General features: G+C 32.0%; 18 protein-coding genes. 2 read left to right on the top strand and 16 right to left on the bottom strand.

Features of this window, described 5'->3' with window-relative positions; translation table 11 throughout:
- Window positions 1-14: 14 nt before the first annotated feature.
- From ACQY6M_RS01155 to ACQY6M_RS01115, 9 genes are all read right to left on the bottom strand, one after another.
- Window positions 15-956 carry a hypothetical protein gene (locus ACQY6M_RS01155; protein WP_428742863.1) on the bottom strand — a complete coding sequence of 314 codons (942 nt, stop codon included), beginning with the start codon at window positions 954-956 and terminating at the stop codon, window positions 15-17.
- A gap of 100 nt (window positions 957-1,056) precedes the next feature.
- Entirely contained in the window at window positions 1,057-2,109 is a 1,053-nt protein-coding gene (locus ACQY6M_RS01150) for a D-alanine--D-alanine ligase (protein WP_428742862.1), read from the bottom strand.
- 2 nt (window positions 2,110-2,111) lie between these two features.
- On the bottom strand, window positions 2,112-2,351 hold the full coding sequence (locus ACQY6M_RS01145) for a DUF6095 family protein (protein WP_428742861.1): 240 nt from the start codon (window positions 2,349-2,351) through the stop codon (window positions 2,112-2,114).
- Window positions 2,344-3,159 (bottom strand): N-acetylmuramic acid 6-phosphate etherase, encoded by an 816-nt coding sequence (gene murQ, locus ACQY6M_RS01140; RefSeq protein WP_428742860.1) that lies wholly within the window; start codon window positions 3,157-3,159, stop codon window positions 2,344-2,346. The genes ACQY6M_RS01145 and murQ overlap by 8 nt, the downstream gene beginning before the upstream one ends.
- A gap of 208 nt (window positions 3,160-3,367) precedes the next feature.
- Entirely contained in the window at window positions 3,368-5,593 is a 2,226-nt protein-coding gene (locus ACQY6M_RS01135; RefSeq protein ID WP_428742859.1) for an NADP-dependent isocitrate dehydrogenase, read from the bottom strand.
- 709 nt (window positions 5,594-6,302) lie between these two features.
- Entirely contained in the window at window positions 6,303-6,650 is a 348-nt protein-coding gene (rplS, locus tag ACQY6M_RS01130; RefSeq protein ID WP_428742858.1) for a 50S ribosomal protein L19, read from the bottom strand.
- A gap of 125 nt (window positions 6,651-6,775) precedes the next feature.
- Window positions 6,776-7,450 carry a tRNA (guanosine(37)-N1)-methyltransferase TrmD gene (trmD, locus tag ACQY6M_RS01125; RefSeq protein ID WP_428742857.1) on the bottom strand — a complete coding sequence of 225 codons (675 nt, stop codon included), beginning with the start codon at window positions 7,448-7,450 and terminating at the stop codon, window positions 6,776-6,778.
- 23 nt (window positions 7,451-7,473) lie between these two features.
- Window positions 7,474-8,919: an energy transducer TonB gene (locus ACQY6M_RS01120; RefSeq protein WP_428742856.1), complete on the bottom strand. Its 1,446-nt coding sequence runs from the start codon at window positions 8,917-8,919 to the stop codon at window positions 7,474-7,476.
- A 160-nt stretch (window positions 8,920-9,079) separates the two neighbouring features.
- Window positions 9,080-9,937 (bottom strand): RluA family pseudouridine synthase, encoded by an 858-nt coding sequence (locus ACQY6M_RS01115; RefSeq protein WP_428742855.1) that lies wholly within the window; start codon window positions 9,935-9,937, stop codon window positions 9,080-9,082.
- 218 nt (window positions 9,938-10,155) lie between these two features.
- Between ACQY6M_RS01115 and ACQY6M_RS01110 the strand changes: the two genes are divergently transcribed.
- Window positions 10,156-11,169 (top strand): glycosyl hydrolase family 17 protein, encoded by a 1,014-nt coding sequence (locus ACQY6M_RS01110; RefSeq protein WP_428742854.1) that lies wholly within the window; start codon window positions 10,156-10,158, stop codon window positions 11,167-11,169.
- A gap of 61 nt (window positions 11,170-11,230) precedes the next feature.
- On the opposite strand, the gene ggt is transcribed toward ACQY6M_RS01110, so the two are convergent.
- From ggt to ACQY6M_RS01095, 3 genes are all read right to left on the bottom strand, one after another.
- Window positions 11,231-12,913 (bottom strand): gamma-glutamyltransferase, encoded by a 1,683-nt coding sequence (gene ggt / locus ACQY6M_RS01105; protein ID WP_428742853.1) that lies wholly within the window; start codon window positions 12,911-12,913, stop codon window positions 11,231-11,233.
- Window positions 12,914-12,919: 6 nt separating this feature from the next.
- On the bottom strand, window positions 12,920-13,507 hold the full coding sequence (locus tag ACQY6M_RS01100; RefSeq protein ID WP_428742852.1) for an ACP phosphodiesterase: 588 nt from the start codon (window positions 13,505-13,507) through the stop codon (window positions 12,920-12,922).
- A 63-nt stretch (window positions 13,508-13,570) separates the two neighbouring features.
- Window positions 13,571-15,034 (bottom strand): aminoacyl-histidine dipeptidase, encoded by a 1,464-nt coding sequence (locus tag ACQY6M_RS01095; RefSeq protein ID WP_428742851.1) that lies wholly within the window; start codon window positions 15,032-15,034, stop codon window positions 13,571-13,573.
- Window positions 15,035-15,105: 71 nt separating this feature from the next.
- On the opposite strand from ACQY6M_RS01095, the gene recR reads away from it, so the two are divergent.
- Window positions 15,106-15,723, top strand: coding sequence for a recombination mediator RecR (recR, locus tag ACQY6M_RS01090; RefSeq protein ID WP_428742850.1), 618 nt, complete (start codon window positions 15,106-15,108; stop codon window positions 15,721-15,723).
- Window positions 15,724-15,761: 38 nt separating this feature from the next.
- On the opposite strand, the gene ACQY6M_RS01085 is transcribed toward recR, so the two are convergent.
- The 4 genes from ACQY6M_RS01085 to ACQY6M_RS01070 form a co-directional block, all read right to left on the bottom strand.
- Entirely contained in the window at window positions 15,762-16,151 is a 390-nt protein-coding gene (locus ACQY6M_RS01085; RefSeq protein ID WP_428742849.1) for a lipocalin family protein, read from the bottom strand.
- Window positions 16,152-16,348: 197 nt separating this feature from the next.
- Complete coding sequence (locus ACQY6M_RS01080) at window positions 16,349-16,942, bottom strand: CopD family protein (RefSeq protein ID WP_428742848.1); 594 nt, start codon at window positions 16,940-16,942, stop codon at window positions 16,349-16,351.
- A gap of 163 nt (window positions 16,943-17,105) precedes the next feature.
- Complete coding sequence (gene hemH, locus ACQY6M_RS01075) at window positions 17,106-18,143, bottom strand: ferrochelatase (RefSeq protein ID WP_428742847.1); 1,038 nt, start codon at window positions 18,141-18,143, stop codon at window positions 17,106-17,108.
- Between the two features lie 13 nt (window positions 18,144-18,156).
- Entirely contained in the window at window positions 18,157-18,672 is a 516-nt protein-coding gene (locus tag ACQY6M_RS01070; RefSeq protein WP_428742846.1) for a TrmH family RNA methyltransferase, read from the bottom strand.
- Window positions 18,673-18,684: the final 12 nt, after the last annotated feature.

Below are 18,684 nucleotides of genomic sequence, written 5' to 3'. Positions count from 1 at the left end.
TATGGGTTGTTTAGTTAATATAGTTGCACGATTCTTATTTCATCACCCGCGTAGCAAATAGCACTGGGTTCAATTTCTATGGTGGTCGAATTAATTAAAGTAAAATCAATACGTACACCGTTTCTGTATACATTTATTTTATCTGTTGTATATAGTGTTAGTCCAGTAAATGTTACTTGACCATCGTTAGCTATTATTTTAATTACGTTTTCTCTTAATATGTTGGATGCTGATGTTTTTTTTAAAACTCCTGTTGTTTTATTTATGGTAACAATATCATCTGTAGTAGTATTTCCGTTCTGTAATCCATTAATAGTTATGGTGTTTATATTATTAGTTTCAATAATGGTTGGCTGTATTAGTACACCTCCTAATTGAATAGTATTACTGGAGTTTATTAATAGTCCATTATTAGCTGAAAGGGGAGAGTTGGAGGTAATCCAAGTAGAACCATCATAAGCATAAATCATCCCTGAATTATTATCAACATACACATCACCTGCTATGGGATTAGGAGCAGTAGTATTGTTTGGAATTCCATTGCCTCGTCTGGGATTGTTATCCATTGAATCCCAACTAGTACCATCCCAAATATAGGCGGAACTGTCATAAGATTTATTAATCCAAAAATCTCCCATTTTATTATTGGTGGGAGCTGTAGTTGAAGTTGTAACATTAATGCCTGCTCCTAGATCACATAAATTTCTCCAAGATGTTCCATCGTATATAAAAACACAGTTTTCTTCAGTGTTAAATACCAAGGCACCCCGTAAAGGTTGGGTAGCATTCATTTGAGTAGTTGTCATTTTACTAATAACTAATACCTTGTCTGAACTTTCTAGTTCTAATATTGAGCTTGAATGTATTGAAGCAGGATTGTTGCCAATTTTTACTTGAGCAAAAGTTGGAGGAATTATGAGAAAAAAAATAAAAAAGTAAAATATCTTATTTTTCACTGTATAGCATTTGAAAAAATAAGTAATGCTAAGTTGCTTATTTATAGTTTTTTGTGCTTAGTGAAAGATAATGAAAAAATCGAAGAATGAAACTAAAAAATTATTCAGATAATTTTTTAATTTTTCTTGTGTACTGTTTTAAAGCTATAATTTCATTCAGAAAACTAATAGAGCTCTTGTAGGGCATGTTGAATGCTACATGATTTGTAGTTGCAATATTAAAAAGAGATTTCCAATGAGTTCTAATAGCTTTTAGGGCTTTGAGATAGGTGTAGTTTTCAGCGTCGTAAATATGTGTAGGTTCAGCAATAATTCCATTAATTTCAAGTACTTTGAAATCAGTTCCATTTTCTAATTCTTCAAAAGAGTTGTATTTTAAATCGACTCTTCCGTAGTACCAACCAGGAATCGATTTGCTTAATTCGTCAAACGTATCGGTTAATTTTTTACTGATTAAATGGTTTCCGTTAATAAACTGTGTTCCTTTCGAGTGATTACCAATAGCCGTAAGCTTTATAATTTCATTTTTAGTAGGAACCGAGGTTAGTTTTTCTTGATGAATTTCAGTAAATAAATCAATATATAACTTAGCTCTATCATCAGCTAAAATAAGCTCTCTTAACGTAGAGTTTCCATCTCCTGTAACTGATAAAAAGCGTTTTAGAGTTAATGAGGTAATATGACCAGTATTTTTTTTTGGATTTCTGTGATAAAAAACACCACACTCGTTTTCATAGTCTAAAAATTCTTGAATGATAATGTTGATAGGGTATTTATCAAGGTAGTTTTTTAGTTCAGGTTCAGTAGCTATTTTTTTTACTAAAAGTCCTCTAAATCCAACATCGGGCTTTGCTATTAATGGAAAACTTATGTGTTGTTTTTGGAGGTTTTTGAGTACCAAATCAAAATTCGTATTTGGAACTACTAAAACAGATTTAGGTCTGTGTTTTTCTGGAACTAATAAAATGGTTTCGTATTTGCTTTCTGTCCCATTTCCTGAACTTTTTATACAAGGATTTGTAGCGCTAAAAAAAGCAAAATGCTTTGCTCTTAAAGCAAGATAAAGAGCATAGGGAAGATTAGGAACATAAAACATCGCCGAAGGCCAATGCTCCCAATTGGTTAATTTTTCTATGGAATTACTCTTTTTCAAAATTATTGGTTAAAAAGGGAATCCAGTATCGTTTTAAAGGTTTTGAACCCGTAATATACTGCAAATACAAGTAAAAAACCACCAACGACCAATAAACCGTAAGCGATGAATATTTTTGGAGCTTCTTTAAAAACACGTAGCGCTTTAAATCCTAAGCTTAAAACGATAGGAGAAACGATAAGTAACCCAAGAAAGATTAGTAATTTTTTTACTCCAGACTCAAAAGTAGCAGGTTTATTCATTGGTATAGTTTTTAATTGCTTCTCGCACACTTCCATACTTTTTTAATAATTCAGCTGCTGTTTTTTGGTCGATATTTAATTCAGTAACTAACATTTTTTCACCTCTATCTACCAGTTTATTATTAGATAGCTGCATGTCTACCATTTTATTACCTTTTACTTTTCCTAATTGAATCATGGTGGCTGTTGATAGCATATTTAACACCAGTTTTTGAGCGGTACCTGCTTTCATACGAGAGCTACCAGTAACAAACTCAGGTCCCACAATTACTTCAATAGGAAATTGAGCAGTTAACGCTAAAGGACTTCCTTGATTACAGGTTATGCAGCCAGTAACAATGTTGTTTTTGTTGCAATTTTCTAAAGCAGAAATAACATAAGGAGTGGTACCTGATGCGGCAATACCTACTACCACATCTTTTGATGATATTTTATGTTCTTGTAAGTCATTCCAACCTTGTGTAATAGAATCTTCAGCAAACTCAACTGCTTTTCTTATTGCAGAATCTCCTCCAGCAATGAGTCCAACAACCAATTCATAAGGTACTCCAAAGGTAGGAGGGCACTCACTGGCATCAACAATTCCTAATCGTCCACTAGTTCCAGCTCCAATATAAAATAATCGGCCACCTTCTTTTAGCTTTAATACAATTTGTTGTGTAAGTTTTTCAATTTGAGGTAACGACTTTTCAATAGCTAAAGGAACTGTTTGATCTTCTTTATTAATGTTTGATAATAATTCAGAAATACTCATTTTTTCTAAATTATTGTACATAGAATCTTGTTCAGTTGTTTTGGTAAACTTCATGTTTCAAATTTACTAATTATAAATTTTAAGAAACTGAAATGTGACGATTATAATTTTTATGTGTCTTACTTATAACTAAACAAAGTTAATGGGGGTTATAGAATATATTAGGGGTAATATTGCTATAATAATTTGTTTGGTTTATTTTAAACGAAAAAAAGCAGGTGAGAAAGGTCACCTGCTTTTTATTTTATAAAACTTATTTTGATTAAATGCTTTGTAAAATATCGTTAAGAGTTTTACTTGGTCGCATCACACCGTTGGCTAAGTCTTCATTAGGTTCGTAGTATCCACCTATGTTTACAGCTTTTCCTTGAACTGTATTTAACTCATTTACAATAGTAGCTTCGTTAGCAGCCATTTTTTCAGCTATTGGAGCAAAATGAGTTTTTAATTCTGCATCTTTATCTTGAGTAGCTAAGGCTTCAGCCCAGTACATGGCTAAATAAAAGTGAGAACCTCTGTTATCTAGTTCACCTGTTTTTCTTGATGGCCCTTTTTTGTTGTCTAACAATTTGCTTGTAGCATCATCTAAGGTTTCTGCTAATATTTTTGCTTTGTTATTGTCATTCGTTTCACTTAAGTGCTCTAAAGAGACAGCTAAAGCTAAAAATTCCCCAAGAGAATCCCAACGTAAATGATTTTCTTCTACTAATTGTTCAACATGCTTTGGAGCAGATCCTCCTGCACCAGTTTCAAATAATCCTCCACCATTCATTAATGGTACAATAGATAACATTTTTGCAGAAGTTCCTAATTCTAAAATAGGGAACAAGTCAGTTAAATAATCACGTAATACGTTTCCAGTAACAGAAATGGTATCTTTTCCTTCTTTAACTCTTTCTAAAGTATATTTAGTAGCTTCTACTTGCGATAAGATTTTAATTTCTAAACCTGTAGTATCGTGATCTTGTAGGTATTTTTCTACTTTTTTGATGATTTCAGTATCATGTGCTCTTTCTTTTCCTAACCAGAAAACAGCAGGAGTTCCAGTAGCTCTAGCACGTGTAACAGCTAGCTTAACCCAATCTTGGATAGGTGCATCTTTTGTTTGACACATTCTCCAGATATCACCTGCTTCAACAGTGTGTTCTAATAAAGTTGTTCCGTTAGCATCAATAACTTCAACTTTTCCATCAGTAGCGATTTCAAAAGTTTTATCATGAGAACCATATTCTTCGGCTTTTTGAGCCATTAACCCTACGTTAGGAACGGTTCCCATTGTAGTTGGATCAAAAGCACCATTTTTGATGCAAAAATCGATAGTTTCTTGATATAATCCAGCATACGAACTATCAGGAATCACCGCTTTAGTATCTTGTTGTTTTCCTTCTTTATTCCACATTTGCCCTGAAGTACGAATCATTGCAGGCATTGAAGCATCAATAATTACGTCTGAAGGAACGTGCAAATTGGTAATTCCTTTATCAGAATTTACCATTGCTAAATCAGGATTACTAGCATAAATAGCTTCGATATCAGCTAAAATTTCCGCTTTTTTATCAGCAGATAATTCTTCAAGATTACTTACTAAGTTACCAAAGCCATTATTTACATCTACACCAATTTCTTTGAAAGTTTCGCTGTGTTTTGCAAATAAATCTTTAAAGAAAACACGAACAGCATGTCCAAAAATGATAGGGTCAGATACCTTCATCATGGTAGCTTTCATGTGTAAAGAAAATAATACACCTTTATCTTTGGCATCTTTAACTTGCTCTTCTAAGAAGGCTAGTAATGCTTTTTTACTCATTATAGAAGCGTCGATTACTTCCTCAGCTAATAAAGACACTTTTTCTTTTAAAACGGTTTTATTTCCGTTAGCATCTGTATGTACAATTTGCACATCTGTAGCATTTGGTACAGTAACTGATTTTTCACTGTGCGCAAAATCTCCTTCAGTCATTGTTGAAACATGAGTTTTAGAGTCTGAACTCCAAGCACCCATTGAGTGAGGATTCTTTTTTGCGTAATTTTTTACAGCTTTTGGAGCTCTACGGTCAGAGTTACCTTCACGTAAAACAGGATTTACTGCAGAACCTTTTACTTTGTTATAACGTGCTAAAATAGCTTTTTCTTCATCGGTAGTAGCTTCTTCTGGGTAATCAGGTAAAGCATATCCCAAAGCTTGTAATTCTTTAACAGCTGCTTTTAATTGAGGTACAGATGCTGAGATATTAGGAAGCTTAATGATGTTAGCCTCTGGTTTTTTAGCTAAATCACCTAAAAATGCCAAAGCATCTTCAACTTGTTGTTCTTCAGTTAAAAAATCAGAAAAATTAGCAAGAATACGACCAGCAAGAGAAATATCTTTGGTTTCAATTTCTATGTTTGATGATTTTGTAAATGCTTTTACGATAGGTAAAAACGAACGTGTAGCCAATGCTGGAGCTTCATCCGTTTTTGTGTACATAATTTTTGCAGTCTTATTCATATTGTAAGTAAAAATTAAATTATATTTTGAAGTGACGCAAATTTAAGAATTACGGATGAGTTTTTTGATGGTAAATTGTTATTAATTAAGGTGTTTTATTGTGAAAATGATAATAAAAACAAAGAAAATGAAGATTTTGTTATTAAAAACAAAAGCCATATCAAACAATATTCTTGTAATTGACATGGCTTTCTTGAAATAGTAAGGGCACTGACTTGTATTGCTACATCATCAAATAAAACAGTGTTTATGTTTCTTCCTTAGAAAAAACTACATTACTATCTCAAAAGAAACATCACTTTATACACATTTTATCTATAAAATGAATGCTTCGTGTTTTTAAACAGGTTAGTTAAGTTAAACCAAAACCAATAATACTTACAAACTTATAACTAAAAATTACAAATTATTAATAACTTACAATTAATCAAAAATTTCGATGATTGGGTTTAACTTTAAATGTTTAAAAACAAAAAATATATAAAGAACGTTACTTTAAGTGGTTTACTTTGAGTGATTAATATAGTTCAACTATTTTCTGACGTCACGTATATGTAAACTCTTTACCAAATATAAGGAATATTTTTGTTTTTTGTTGATTTATAAGTAGTTAGTTGTTAACTGCTTCAAAAAAAGGGTTATCAACAAATGTGAATAAAAAAAAGCACTGTGTTTACACAGTGCTTTTACTTTTAGGAGAAAGAAAATCTTAGTGTCTTCTTTCTTTAATTCTTGCTTTCTTACCAGTAAGACCTCTAAAGTAGAAAATACGAGCTCTACGTACTTTACCTCTTTTGTTAATTTCAATCTTTTGAATAGATGGTAAGTTAATTGGGAAGATACGTTCAACACCTACAGTACCAGACATTTTTCTGATAGTAAATGTTTCAGAAGCTCCAGTACCTCTCTTTTGGATAACAACTCCTCTAAAGAACTGAGTACGAACTTTATCTCCTTCTCTAATTTCGTAGTACACTGTAATAGTGTCTCCAGCTGCGAATTCTGGTAATTCGTTTTTTGTTACAAATTCGTCTTGAACAAATTTTACTAAATCCATTTCTATAATTATTTATGGTTGTGTAAAAGCAACATACACGATTTTTTCGTCAGAGGTTGGTTTTGTGGCTGCAAATTTAGGATTTTTATTTTGATAAAAAAAATAAATAAATCGCTGACTATTAGTTAGTCTAATAAATCTGGTCGTATTTCTTTGGTGCGGTTATAGGCTTGTTCTGATCGCCATTCTTCAATTTTAGGGAAATTACCAGATAATAATACATCAGGTACTTTCATTCCTTCATATTCCGAAGGTCTTGTATATACTGGTGGAGACAATAAATTATCTTGAAAGCTATCTGTTAAGGCAGAAGTTTCATCACCTAAAACTCCAGGAATTAATCGGATTACTGCATCACATAAAACTGCTGCTGCTAACTCTCCTCCTGTAAGTACGTAATCACCAATAGAAATTTCTTTGGTAACATATTTATCACGAACACGTTGGTCTACTCCTTTATAATGGCCAGTCAAAATAATGATGTTTTCTTTCAACGATAACATATTAGCTGTAGCCTGATTTAAGGTTTTAGCATCTGGAGTCATATAAATAATTTCATCATAGCTTCTTTCAGATAGAAGTTTGTCAATACATTTAGCAATGGGTTCAATCATTAATACCATACCAGCACCTCCTCCAAATTGGTAATCATCAACTTGACGATAATTTCCAAACCCGTATTCACGTAAATTGTGTAAGTGTACTTCAGCTAAATTCTTTTCAATAGCCCTTTTCATCATTGAATTTTCAAAAGGACTTCGTAATAAATCGGGTTCAACCGTAATAATATCTATTCGCATGGGGCAAAGATATAGTATTATACTTATTCAACATTAAAAGTTATAGGTAAAGCAAAACCTACTTTTGATGGCTTGTCACCAAACATTGCAGGAGAAGCTTTTGTCAGTTTTTTTATAACTCTTATAGATTCTTCTTCTAGTTTTGGATGTGGAGCTTTACAACTTACATCAGTAACTTTTCCTTCTTTATCAATTTTAAACTTAACAAGGATTCTTTTTTTTCCTGGTGCAAGTCCTAGTCTGAGTGATAAATTACTATTAAAATTTTTAACAAAGAATTCTGTGATAGTTCTGTTATAACAATTTTTTCCCATAGTAGCATTTAAGGAGTTCTTACAGTTAGGAAAAACAGGAATTCTGCTATACCCCATTATACTATTAGTAACTACTTTATTAATACCATTTTCATATTTTATTATAGGAGTAAAGTATCTATTTACAGGGTGTATATTTTTAAAAGTAGATTTAGAAAGATCATATTTGTTGAATATATTAATAATCTTTTTTTCTAATAAATCGGATCTAGAATTGGTTGAGATTTTAAAAGGTTTACCTGTAACATCTAATTCGAAATAAAGTTTTAGTCTGTCATTTACTCTATTTAGGTTCGCCTTTTTTATATCTTCTGGCGACAGATTTTTTTTGAAATAGTTTGCTAATTCATTTGTTGAATTTGGTTTGAATATACTATCAAAATTATAATCTAATTCTAAGTTAGATATTGGTTTTTTTCCTTTTTCAAATACTTGTTTTATATGGTAGTAGTAATTAGTAGGTTTATTATTTATCATTTTTGGTGTAAAAACAGTATCATATTTTTCGGTAATTTTAGTAATGTTTTTTTTGAAAATTTCAGGTGCTTTTAATTCTGTTACCTTTAGTTTACCATTTTTATCAATTAATACTTTAAAATCTAAAGTAACTCTTTCCTCTTTGGTAAGTATGCTGTCAGCTAAATTATAATTGATTGAATTATAAAAATGATTTCTGATGTTTTTATTTACACAATAATTAGTATCACTGTAAAAATCTAAATCTTCACAAGATTTATAGTTTGGAGAAGAAATTTCTAATGGAATTGTACTACAATTTACAATGTTACTTATTCCATTGTTCGTAATAATTTGAAGAGAATATTTTTTTCTTGTATCAAACTTGGTTGTAAAATTATTAAGATTGTATTCTTTGAAAAGTTTTTTTAATGATTTTCTTAATTCTTCATTACGAAAAGAATTAATGTCAATTAGATAAGGAATATTCTCTTTATTAATCTGAAAAGACAAAATAATCTTTTTACTTTTTTCTGGGTAAGTAATATCTTTTAATAAATCTTGATGAAGGTTTTCTTTTAGGTAATTTGAAAGTTTATTGTTGAGATCTGGGTTTGTAAACTCATCATAAAATTGATCTTTAGCAGTTTGAGAAAAGCAGAAAGATGATAAAAAGAATAGTAAAAATAGTTTTTTCATTGCAACAAATATAATTTGGGTAAATGTATAAAAAACATCTAATTTACTTTAGAATAAAATAGAAACAAAGGCAGTTTTACTGAAGATATATGGATATATATATAAATTTCTAATTAGCCGTTTTGTATTAATATTTATACAAGTATTGGTTTAATTAAAATTAGGGGAATATTTTTTTGAATTTCTTAGGGAGTTCTTTTTTAATGTTTACCTTTTCTAGGGTAAATGGGTGAGTGAAAGATAGACTAGAGGCATGTAAAAACAATCCTTTTCCGTTTAAAATAAGTCCCTCTAAAAAATACTCTCGATCACCTAAAATAGGATTTCCAATTGCGAATAAATGTTTGCGCAATTGATGCTTTCTTCCTGTTTTTGGATTTAACTTGACTAGATTAAAAAAATTAAATCGGGGAGAGGGTGTTGTTTGTATAACTTCAAATAAAGTGAAGGCGTTTTTATCGTCAATAGAAATATTAATTTCTCCACTACGTTCCATTTTACCAATACAAATAGCATGATAAGTTTTTTGAATCTCTTTTTGTTCAAACATTCTATTCAATGTGGTAATGCTTTCAGTAGTTTTTCCAATAAGTAACAATCCGCTTGTAGGATAATCTAACCGGTGTACAGGACGTGGACGAGTAGCATTTGATAAGGTGCTTTTTTGTAAGTTTTGGGAAAGTGCATTGTCAATCGTAGCAAAAGAGTTTCCACTGACTAAAATACCAGCAGGTTTATAAATAATAGCTAAATAATCATCTTCAAAAAGAACTTCTATAGGAAACTTAAAATGTTTTTTTTGAGGAGAATCTTCTTCTTGAAGTAATTCAATGGTTTCATTTCCTTTAATGTATAAAGCGGTCGAAGCTATCCTACCATCAACAAGAACACGCCTTTTTTTAATCGCTTTTTTTATGCCAGATTTAGTAGGGATAGTTTTAAATATTCCAACAGCATATTCTTGTAATCGAATGGGAACTATTATATTTTCTACAGTGTGAGTTTCAGAAATTTTCAAAAATGAAGTAGTTGTTTTGCTCAAAATTAGTTAATAAAATTAAAAAAGATGATTATTTACACCGATAATAATTTAGAAGCAATGTTGAAAATTAAAATCTTTTATCTAAACACACATCCTTACCTTTTATACTTACGCTTAAGGAAGTTTTAAAAAAATAGTTACTGATAGCATCATAACTTTAATGACTGTAACTATATTATGAAAACGAACCAATTATGAACAATTCAATATTTAATTCAATCATAGGTGTTAACTTTAGTAATACTTTCCAAAGTGTAGGAAAACAAGTAAGTGCAACAATGGCAGCAGCACAAATAAAAGCAACAAGGGTTAAAACAGTTAAAATGTTTACGTACAATCAGGCAGATTGTATCAATGCTTTTGCTAAAGAAGGATTACAAGTTTTAGTTGATGTACCTAATGGTGATTTAAAAGCTTGTGCCAATAATGATGCAGCTACTATAAACACCATTGTAAAAGTATTGTCAGATTATTCAACCACTATTCCGATGATATGTGTTGGAAACGAACCTTTAGGTGGTTGGTGGAACAATGCCTATGCTCCATATCTTGTTAATGCTTTAACAAACATTAAAGCAGCAATTGCAGCTAATGGCCTTACAACAAAAGTAACTGTTCCCTTTAACTATGCTATTATGGGTAATTCATATCCTCCTTCAACAGGATGTTTTAATAATGGTCTTAAAAACATTATTATAGATGTTTGTAATATATTGGACGCAGATAATTCAGTATTTATGGTTAATATGTATCCATTCCTTGCTCACAATAGTCAGCCAAATAATGTTCCTTTAGACTATTGTTTGTTTACTGCAGGTAAAAAACATTGGGTTCATGATGGGAATTACACGTATAAAAATATTTTTGATGCGATGTATGATGCGTTATATGTAGCGTTAGGAAATAATGGTTATGGAAGCTTACCGATTGTGATTGGTGAAGCAGGTTGGCCTACAGGACCTAGTACTACTTACTCTGCGGCAACAAGAATAAATGCACAAACGTTTAATCAAAATTTAATTAACCATTGTAAAAGTGGAAAAGGAACACCACGTAAACCAGATGTTAGAATACCTTGTTTTATTTTTGAAATGTATGATGAGGATACCAAGCTAATTGAAGCAGGTGCTTTTGAGCAACATTGGGGAGTTTACGGATATGATTCTCAAAGTAAAAACTATCAAACCAAGTATGTTTTAACATGGTAGTTAGAAATATAAAAGGATAGTTAATTAACTATCCTTTTGTTTTTTCAGTATCAATAAATTATTAAAATCCTACTGCGGTGTCGTCTCCTCTAGGATCGGCACCACCTTCTAGTTTCCCATTAGGAAGTACTAAAATAGCATCTACTTTACCAATAACAGGAGAGTTGGTTTCATCTAATTCATATCCAAGTTGACGTAGTTTATTTTTTACTTTTTTATCAAAACCAGTAGGTTCCATTTTAATTACATCAGGTAGCCATTGATGATGAAAGCGTGGTTGATTTACAGCTTCTTGCATTCCCATGTCAAACTCATGTACATTTAAAATGGTTTGTAACACAGAAGTGATGATGGTTGAGCCACCAGGGGTTCCTACAACCATATATAACTGACCGTTTTTCTCTACAATAGTAGGAGTCATGGAGCTTAACATGCGTTTTTCGGGTTCAATTTTATTAGCTTTAGCGCCTACTAAACCGAACATGTTAGGTGTACCGGGTTTGCTTGAAAAGTCATCCATTTCATTATTTAAGAAGAAGCCTAATTCAGAGCAATATAATTTAGAACCATAAGCACCATTAATAGTGGTGGTAACAGAAACTGCATTACCGAATTGATCAATAATGGAGTAATGAGTTGTTTCATCACTTTCTACCATGGTAATGTTACCGTGAGAAACATCTTTTGAAGAAGTTGATTTTTCAAATGAAAAATCGTTCATACGATCTTTTGTGTATTCTTTACTAATAAGAGTTTCAATAGGGATTTTTACAAAATCAGGGTCCCCTAAATAAAAACTTCTATCAGCATAAGCTCTACGTTCCGCTTCTGTAATTACCTGTATAGCTTTGGTAGAATTGTGTCCAAACTTATTTAAGTCAAAAGGTTCAACTCCATTCATAATTTGAGCTAAACAAATGCCTCCGCTTGCAGGTGGTGACATAGAGATTATTCGTAGGTCATCGTAAGTAAATGTAATTGGAGTTCTCCATTTAGCTTCATATTTAGCTAAATCTTCTTCCGTTATAATGCCCCCGTTATCTTGCAAAAAAGCAACCAAGCGTTTAGCAGTTTCTCCTTTGTAAAACTCATCACGACCATTTTGCGAAATACGCTCTAAAGTTGAGGCTAGGGCAGGATATTTAATGGTGTCACCTTTTTTCCAGCTTTTGTCAAAAAGGATGGAGTCTTTATTTGCTTTTAAAAAGTAAGGTTGGTATTCTTTTATGCGATTTTCTTGTTTTTGGGTAACAATAACTCCTTTGTTGGCTAGTGCTATTACAGGGGTTAAAATTTCTTGGATAGGTAATGAGCCAAATTTTTTATGCGCTGCAAAAACACCTGCTACTGTACCTGGAATTCCAACTGCCATTGCACCCAGTGTACTTTTGTTTTCAATTACATTTCCTAAGCTATCTAAATACATGTCTTCATAGGCAGCTAGAGGTGCCTTTTCGCGATAATCTAACGCGCCAATTTCTCCTGTGCTTTTACGGTAAACCATGAACCCGCCACCTCCTAAATTTCCTGCGTATGGATAGGCTACTGCTAATGCTAGTTCGGTAGCGACCATAGCGTCAAATGCATTTCCGCCTTTTTGTAATATATCAGCTCCAATTTTAGAAGCTTCTTCTCGAGCGGATACTACCATTGCTTTATCAGTTATTAAACCTATAGTTTTTTCTTTTTTACAACTGAAAAATAAAATAGAGATAGCTGAAAGTAATAGTAGTCTTTTTTTCATAATAGGTTAGCTTATTTCTGATATTTTTTGATTTGAAAAAGTGCATAAATCTTCAAAAAAAGAAGTGAAATCGTTTTCTAAAATTAGGTAATTTTCTAGTAAGTCTTCCGTAGCTAAATTCATGTGAGATTTACCATTAGTACGCCTGTTCATACCATTTAATACTTCTTGAATACCTTTAGCAAATTGGTAATTATATAGCCAATTGTACTGCACCATAAACGGAAGTATTTCTTGTGTTTTTTTTGGAAGGTCAGTATAGTTTTCTTGAAGTAACTTGTATACTGAGTCCGCAAAAACGTTTAATGGAATTTGCGAGTAATTTTTCCAGTTTTTAGCAAGAAAATGATCATAAAATATATCAATAATCACTCCGTCGTAGTGTCTGTATCGTTCGTGTAAACGACGCTTGCTTTTTCTTACAATTTCGTGCGCATCCGTATAGGTGTCGATTTCACGATGCAACAAAATGCCTTTTTGAATATCTTGATGATAATGAGAAAACTTATTCCCCTTAACATGATCGGCAATAAAATTACCAATCATTATATTGGTGTTATTACCTGAAAGGTATAAATGCGCTAAAAAATTCATTTTATAAATGTAAACAAAAAACCACAACTGAAAAGTTGTGGTTTAAAAGTTTATGTGCAAATTTTAATTCTTTGCTGGTGTATTCTTTAAAATCTCTAATAAAAATTTCCAGAATTTTTGCGTTGACGATATTTGAGCACGTTCATCTGGAGAGTGAGCTCCTTTAATATTAGGTCCGAAAGAAACCATATCCATTTTTGGATAGTTTTGACCTAAAATACCACACTCTAATCCTGCATGACAAGCAGCTACAATAGGTTTTTCGTTGTGTAATTCTTCATATAAACCTGTTACTGTTTTTAAAATTTCAGAGTTTACATTAGGTAACCACCCTGGGTAAGCACCAGAAAATTCTACGTCGAATCCTGCTAATTCGAAAGCAGAACGTAACGAGTTAGCTAAATCCCATTTATTGGTTTCAGAAGAAGAACGTGTTAAACATCCGATTTTAATAGCACCGTCTTTTACAATAATACGAGCAATATTGTTAGAGGTTTCTACCAATCCTTCAATGTCAGGACTCATGCGATATACACCGTTTAACGCCGTGTAAACAGCCTTGATTAATCCTTCTTGAACACCCAAATCCATTACGGTTTCAGGAATTTCAACTTCTTTCAATTCGATAGAAAGGTTAGGTTCTAATGTTGAAAACTCAGCTTTGATATTGTTGATAAGTTCATGAATTTCAAATAAGAAAGGCTCTTTAGAAATAGCGTCGATTACTACGGTAGAAAAGCTTTCACGAGGAATAGCGTTACGTAAACTACCTCCGTTAATTTCAGCAACACGTAAACCAAAGTTGGTAAATCCATCAAATAACAAACGGTTCATTATTTTGTTGGCGTTTCCTAAACCTTTGATGATGTCCATTCCTGAGTGACCTCCATTTAAACCAGTTACAGAAATTTCATAGGCTAAGGTGTTTTCAGGAGTAGCTTCTTCGTTGTAGTTTCTTGTAGCTGTAACATCTACACCACCAGCACATCCCATTCCTATTTCGTCATCTTCTTCTGTATCTAGGTTTAATAAGATTTCACCTTCTAACAATCCACCTTCAAGTCCCATAGCACCTGTCATACCCGTTTCTTCATCAATTGTGAATAAAGCTTCAATAGCAGGGTGTGGAATATCAGTTGATTCTAAAATTCCCATAATAGCAGCGACACCTAAACCGTTATCGGCACCTAAAGTAGTTCCATCAGCTTTTACCCAATCACCATCCACAAACATTTTAATTCCTTCTGTATCAAAATCAAAAACAGTGTCTGCATTTTTTTGGTGTACCATATCTAAATGGCTTTGCATTACTACCGTTTTACGGTCTTCCATTCCAGCAGAAGCAGGTTTGCGAATAATCACGTTTCCTACTTTATCAACCATCGTTTCAAGGTTTAATTTTTTACCAAAATCAACCATAAATTGAATAACTCTTTCTTCTTTTTTTGATGGACGAGGAACAGCATTTAAATCGGCAAAATTTTTCCAAATAGCTTTTGGTTCTAGGTTTCTTATCTCTGAATTCATTGTGAATTGAATGTTTAATTTTAAAGCTACGAAGATACTTAATCCTTATTGAAAAATTGTAAATTCGCAGTATGGATTTTTCGTCGAAATTATTAGAAAATGCAGTAAATGAAGTAAGTCGATTACCAGGGATTGGTAAACGAACAGCACTTCGTTTGGTATTACATTTATTAAAGCAACCTAAAGAAAATACAAAGTATTTAACAGAAGCATTGACGCATTTGCGAAATGATGTAAAGTCTTGTAAAAAATGCCATAATATTTCTGATACGATATTGTGTGATATTTGTAGTAACCCGAAGAGAAATGATGAAATAGTCTGTGTGGTAGAGGATATTCGTGATGTGATGGCGATTGAAAACACAGCACAATACAGAGGTTTGTATCATGTATTAGGAGGAAAAATTTCTCCTATTGAAGGAATTGGTCCTCAAAACTTACAGATAGAATCTTTAGTAGAGAAAGTTAAGAATGGTGAGGTAAAAGAACTAATTTTTGCGTTGAGCTCTACAATGGAAGGTGATACAACCAACTTTTATATTTACAAACAGATAGAACAATACGGAATTACAACTTCAACGATTGCCAGAGGAATTTCAGTGGGAGACGAGTTAGAGTATGCGGATGAGGTTACTTTAGGGAGAAGTATTGTAAATAGGATACCTTTTGAACAGTCGATAAAGGGGTAAAAAAAGCGAAGTTCAAAAACTTCGCTTTTTTTTGCTAATTATTTTCTACTATAAGCTAATTCTTCTTCGCCTTCTTCTAAAAAGATTAAAGTGTTATTGTTGTCTTCAAATCTAATTGAAGCATCTATAGATAACCCTTGTCTTTCTAGTGTATACAGGTTTTCGCCTTTTTTGTTCCAATTACCTTTAGTTATACCAGTGCTCACACATTCATCATCTGTTAAAGAAAGGTAAGTGTTAATTGTTAAATCGAAATCATTCTCAAAGGTCATTGTTGATTTTTTTGTACAATCATCAGCATCATCACCATACTGACGAATTAATTGCCATTTTCCAATAATAATATCATCACTCAAAGGAGTATTCTCGTTTGAAGAACAAGAAAGTAGGCTTGCTGTTAAAATTGATAGTGTAATAATTTTTTTCATAGCTTATAATATTTATAGGTTATAATTAAGAACGAAATTAGTTTAATTAGTAAGGGATGAAAAGAAGGAAATTGTTATTTATCTGTTAATTTTTTATGGTATTTATATATAGATTTTAAGTATGAATTAAAAAGAGAAATAAAAAACAGCTATGAAATTTCATAGCTGTTTTTTTAAATATTAAAGTTTTCTAAGATTTATGAATTTAATTTTTTTTCATCTTCGTCAATCAACTCTTGTTCATATTTATCCCAAGATTTTTTAGCTCTGATTCTTTTGTACATTTTTACAGCAAGCATTAGTAAAACTGAAACTAACAGAATTCCTACAACACCCCAAATCCAGTTAATGGCATTTTTTAAAACCACTAAAAAAACGATAGCGAACAATAAAATGGTAGCTACTTCATTCCATAAACGTAGTTTTAATGCAGAATACTTTATTTCGTTTCGTTGTAGTTGTTTATAGATGGAATGACAAGCTCCATGATAAAAATATAAAGCTAATACAAAGGCTAATTTTACATGCATCCAAGGCATTTCTAAATACACAGGATTTTTATACAGCATCCAAAAAGCAAAGAAACTCGCTAATATTGCTGATGGCCATGTAATGATATACCACAAACGTTTTTCCATCAACTTGTATTGGGTTTGTAAAATATCTTTAGCAGGTTGTTCTTTTTTGTCAGCTTCTGCATGGTAAATGAATAAACGAACCATGTAGAATAAACCTGCAAACCAAGTAACTACAAATATGATATGTAATGCTTTTACGTATAAAAAATCCATGAGTTTTAATGTTTGAAAGTTGTAAAGTTACAAGTTTTTAATTTTGCTAACTGCTAATCTAAATGAGATTATTACGTCGTTATCACTCCTCATAATGATAGTTTTTGTGGTCATTGCGAGCCTTTCGACTGTCGCTCAAGACAAGCGAAAGCTTGGCAATCTACTAGTTGTTTGTTGTTAACTGAAAATCGTTAATCCATCCAGCTAATACATTTACCCATTCGTCATTATCATTAATACAAGGAACTGTGTGAAATTCTTCTCCACCAGCTTCTAAAAACTCATGTTTACCTTCCATTGCTATTTCTTCCAGAGTTTCTAAACAGTCAGATACAAAAGCAGGAGTAACTATGGCTAATTTTTTAATACCATCTTTTTCAGCCTTATTTACAATAGTTCTGTCGGTGTAGGGTTGTAGCCAAGGATCTACACCTAAACGTGATTGAAATGAGGTTGAAACTTTGCTTTGATCTAGCCCTAATTCAGAAATTACATTTTTAGTTGTTTGATAACATTGGTGTCTGTAACAAAACTTGTGTGCTTCAGAAGAAGTGTTACAACAAGATAAGTTCCCTGCTTCAGGGTTACAATGTGATTTTGTAATATCAGATTTTCTAATATGACGCTCTGGTACTCCGTGATATGAAAATAATATATGGTCGTACTCTTTATCTGCTAAATAGTCTTGAATACTGCTAGATAATGCTTTGATGTACTCAGGTTTGTTGTAAAAAGCTGGTACATCTGTTATTTTCATAGTAGGAAAGAATTCCTTTCTCAATTCTTCAGCTAAAACTAAAATAGTTTCGGTAGTAGCCATGGCAAATTGAGGGTACAACGGAACTAATAAAACTTCCGTAACACCTTTGTCGTGTAATTCTTGTAATCCACTTTTTATAGATGGATTTCCGTAGCGCATTGCTAAAGCAACAGGGAGTTCTGTTTTTGCTTGTACTTTTGTTTGTAAACGCTCAGATAATACAATCAAAGGAGAGCCTTCTTTCCACCAGATTTTTTGATATGCTTCTGCTGATTTTTTAGGACGAGTATTTAATATAATTCCCCTTACAATAAGTGTTCTTAACCAATAAGGGACATCAATAACTCGCTCATCCATTAAAAATTCATCAAGGTATTTTTTTACGTCTTTAGGATTGGTGCTTTCTGGTGATCCAAGATTTACTAATAAAACTCCTTTCATATTTTGACTGAATTTATTTCAGATTCTTTCTGTTTAATTGGTTTGTTGTTTCGTACAGCGCAATAGCTAAACTATGAATTACATTCATGCTAGAGTTACGACCGTACATAGGTATAGCTACTGTTGCATCTACCAGATTTACGTTTTCTATACCGTTTCTTTCGCTACCCAAAAGTAACACAATTTTGGCATGAGGAGTAAAATCATAATCGTTAATATTGATACTTTCATCGGTAATTTCAATTCCAACAATGATATTTCCTTCTTGTTTTAATTGAAGAATTAATTGCTCGAAATTACCATAGTTTTCGTAAGGTATTTGCTGAATAGTGTTTCGTGCAGTTTTCTTTACAATTCTATTTTCTATTGAAGGAGAACTTTCGTGTAAATATATTTTTGATACACCAAAACTTTCTGAAATACGGAAACACATTCCTATGTTTTCTGGAGTACGAATGGCATCACAGACAATAGTTATAGGGAATTCTTGCTGGTTATTTTCTATATCGTAATGAGTTAGTTGTTTCATTTTTAGTTGAAA

The sequence above is a fragment of the Tenacibaculum sp. genome, from assembly GCF_050290165.1.
Classification (GTDB): domain Bacteria; phylum Bacteroidota; class Bacteroidia; order Flavobacteriales; family Flavobacteriaceae; genus Polaribacter.
Note: the sequence above shows the minus strand (reverse complement) of the source record. Positions and strands in the feature narration are given on the sequence as shown.